Annotated in this window: 2 protein-coding genes and 1 pseudogene; 1 reads left to right on the top strand and 2 read right to left on the bottom strand. The window is 72.0% G+C overall.

What is annotated here, in order from left to right:
• Both AB0G02_RS35715 and AB0G02_RS35710 read right to left on the bottom strand, forming a co-directional pair.
• Window positions 1–201 (bottom strand): annotated as a pseudogene (locus AB0G02_RS35715) (acyl-CoA reductase); the annotation flags it as partial.
• Window positions 198–1,268, bottom strand: coding sequence for an acyl-CoA reductase (locus tag AB0G02_RS35710; RefSeq protein WP_360803523.1), 1,071 nt, complete (start codon window positions 1,266–1,268; stop codon window positions 198–200). The gene AB0G02_RS35710 and the pseudogene AB0G02_RS35715, both read right to left, overlap by 4 nt.
• 352 nt (window positions 1,269–1,620) lie before the next feature.
• Here AB0G02_RS35710 and AB0G02_RS35705 point away from each other — a divergent pair.
• On the top strand, window positions 1,621–2,328 hold a 708-nt coding region (locus tag AB0G02_RS35705), incomplete at its 3' end, for an ATP-binding cassette domain-containing protein (RefSeq protein ID WP_360803520.1).

Here is a 2,328-nt window from a genome sequence, read left to right as displayed (position 1 = left end):
CCACAGGTCCGCCACCGCGTCCAGGGCCTCGACGATCCGTCGCACGGGCAGTCGACGCAGGTCCTCGTGCGCCGTCCGCAGGCCCTCACCGACCGCGGTCCAGTCGGCGGGCCGGACGCCGCGCCACTCGTGCGGGCCCGACTTGAGGGTGAACGGCACGCCGTCCGCGACCAGCCACTCCGGCATCCACGACACGCTCACGCGGCACCTCCGGTCATCTCGTCCAGCGTCAGCGAGCAGCCGCGGCTGGCGCTGCCCGCGATCCGACCCGCGATCGCCACGCCCTCCGGCCCGGCGATGCCGAGGTCGCCGGTGAGCAGCACGTGCGGGCGGTCCAGCACGGACAGGTCGGTGATCTCCAGCAGGCCCCGGCCCTGCGCGAGGTGTTCGCGCGTGTGCGGGTCGCGGACCTTGGGGCCACCCGCGAGGTGGCTGCCCTTGGGTCGTTCACCGAGCGGGCCGACCGGGGTGTCCGAGGCGTCGTAGAGCATGTTGGCCAGCTCGGTCATGCCGAAGATGTTGCCGTGGCGCTCGATGCCGAAGACGCGGCGGACCGCGTCGCGCAGGTCGTCGACGCGCATGATCCGCGAGCGGCCCTTGAACCCGCCCCCGTCGTACATCCGCGATCCGGGCGGCAACTCCCATCTTCGGCCCTGCGCTTCCAACGCGTCGCAGATGTTGACGAACGCGAAGGTCGCCCCCACGAGCACGACCGGCAGCCCTTCCGCCACGGCGGCGTCCAGGCGTCCGGCGAGCAGGTCGAAGTCCACCCCGTCCGCTCCCACGACGGCGGCGCTGAGCGCGGGGTCGCCGCACGACTCCGCGATCCGCGCCATGTCGAACGCGATCGCCATCTCCGGGGCGCTCTCCTCGGACGGCGCGAACGGCAGCACCACGGGTCGCACACCGCCGTCGGGCAGCAGGTGGCGCCGGGCGTTGGCCTCGACGGCCAGGCGCTTGAGCTCCAGCCCGAGCGTGGAGTAGCGCACGGAGCCGCGGACGCTCCCGGTCGTTCCGCTGGTGCGGAACACCCGGACCGCCGGCGCGTCCGGGAACAGGTGCGGACCTCCGTCCTTGTAGGCGACGTCCGGGACGCCGACGCCCACCCCGACCTGCTTCCAGTACCGGGCGACGTCCGGCGAGTTCGCCACGGCCAGTTCGACCAGGTGTTCGTGCAGGTCGAGCGGGTCACCGACGCCGTCGCAGACCAGCTGTGCCATGCGTTCGAAGAGCCTCGCGACGTGGGGATCGTCGTGGGCAACGGTCATGGGGGATGTCCTCCTGCGGTGAAGTCGGGGTCTCGGCAAGATCAGCAGCGGGTGGACGCCTCCGACAAGATCGGTCCCCGGAACGGGGCACCGCCGACCGGGGTACCGAGAGGGACCAGGATGACCCAGCGGCGGTGCGGGTAGCACCGAATGACCGCGTTCCGCTTCGGTAAGCGGAACGCTGAACGGTCCTGTCGATGCATGTGGACGACGGCGGAACGCCCGGAACGCCTGTGAACGACCGGGGATGTCGTCCGCGCGGGCGTTGACACGCGTCTTGACACGTGCCTGCACGCCCGATGACACGTCCATCCCGGACAGTCGCCCCGAACGACAGGGGAAGGGAACGGACATGGAATACGCCTTCGAGGCGGAAGGCCTGGTCAAGCGGTACGGCAAGACGACCGCGCTGGCCGGTGTCGACCTCGCCGCCCGTCCGGGCACGGTGCTGGGGGTGCTCGGGCCGAACGGCGCGGGCAAGACGACCGCGGTGCGCATCCTGGCCACGCTGCTGCGACCGGACGCCGGACGTGCCGCCGTCGGCGGGCTGGACGTGGTGTCGGACGCGGCGCGGGTGCGCGGGTTGATCGGGCTGACCGGGCAGTACGCGTCGGTGGACGAAGACCTGACCGGCGTGCAGAACCTCGTGCTCATCGGGCAGCTGCTCAACCTGCGCACCTCGCAGGCCAAGGCGCGGGCCGCCGAGCTGCTGCGCGACTTCGAGCTCACCGACGCGGGCGGGCGGCAGGTCAAGACGTACTCCGGCGGCATGCGCCGTCGGCTCGACCTGGCCGCCAGCCTGGTCGGTCGACCCGACGTGATCTACCTGGACGAGCCGACCACCGGGCTGGACCCGGCCAAGCGGGACGACATCTGGAACGTGGTGCGCACGCTGGTCTCCGACGGCGCGACCGTGCTGCTGACCACGCAGTACCTGGAGGAGGCCGACGCGCTGGCCGACGAGATCTCGGTCATCGACCACGGTCGCGTGATCGCGCACGGCACGCCGGCCTCGCTCAAGCGGATCGTCGGCGGGCAGACCGTGCTGGTGCGGCCCGCC

It is taken from the genome of Actinosynnema sp. NPDC023658 (assembly GCF_040639995.1).
Classification (GTDB): domain Bacteria; phylum Actinomycetota; class Actinomycetes; order Mycobacteriales; family Pseudonocardiaceae; genus Actinosynnema.
This window is presented reverse-complemented; position numbering and strand designations above follow the sequence as displayed.

Coding starts and splice junctions, on each gene's coding strand:
- AB0G02_RS35710 (WP_360803523.1), bottom strand. CDS start 1,268: ATGACCGTTGCCCACGACGATCCCCACGTCGCGAGGCTCTTCGAACGC.